General features: G+C 73.4%; 1 pseudogene. It reads right to left on the bottom strand.

The annotated features are described in order from the left end of the window. Positions 1–568: pseudogene (locus AC5RUJ_RS17565) on the bottom strand (aminoglycoside phosphotransferase family protein); the annotation flags it as partial. Positions 569–777 lie beyond the last annotated feature (209 nt).

Genomic DNA, 777 nt, shown 5'->3' with positions numbered 1-777 from the left:
GTCCGGCGGAGGCAATCGGGGCCGGCAGCCCGGCGTCGGTCAGCAGCCGGTGCCGGAGCATCAGCTGCGCCGCCCGGTCCGGACGGACCACCTTCAAAAAGACCCGGTGTCCGTCCTGGACGGCTTCCAGCACGGCCCGCCGCAGCGGCCGGTAGCTGACCATTTTCAGGTCGGCTTCTCCCCCGCCGAAAACGCTGCGGCCCACCGCAGCCGGGTCGCACGCCGCGGGCAGTCCGACCAGCACCGGGTCGGACGGATACAGCCAGGCGGTCAGCGGGACGGGCCCGCCGTCCAGGCGTACCAGCGGAAGCCCGCAGTCGGGCACCGGCGCCGTGGTGACGCAGACGTACTCGGTCCGCTCGCCGCCGTCGTGCCCGCGGAGCCGCACGGTGTAGATCCCGGTCGCGCCGGCCCCGGGCCGGTGCTGCAGCTTCGCCAACTGCCAGGACCGGACCGTCCCGCCGACGGTGCCGACGGCGAGTTCCAGCGCTTCGCGCATGCCGGGACTTTCCAACACGTCGATGCCGGCGGTCTCGGTGGCCATCAGGTCAACGTTCGCTGCGTCCATGTCTCCATTGCACACCATTGCGGCCCGGAACGCTCGGAACCGGGGACCGGACAAGGCTGCGGCCCGTCCGGGTGTGGACGGGCCGCAGCCAACCTGCCGGGCGCCTCGGGTCAGGCCCGCCGGCGCTGCAGGACGTCGTCCAGATTAAGCCGGTTCGCGGCCGACTGCTGGGCGGATGCCTCGGCGGCCGAGGCGCCGTCCGCCGGCTG

It is taken from the genome of Arthrobacter sp. Y3223164, assembly GCF_059091005.1.
The sequence above is the reverse complement of the archived record's forward strand: the minus strand, read 5'-3'. Positions and strand labels throughout refer to the sequence as shown.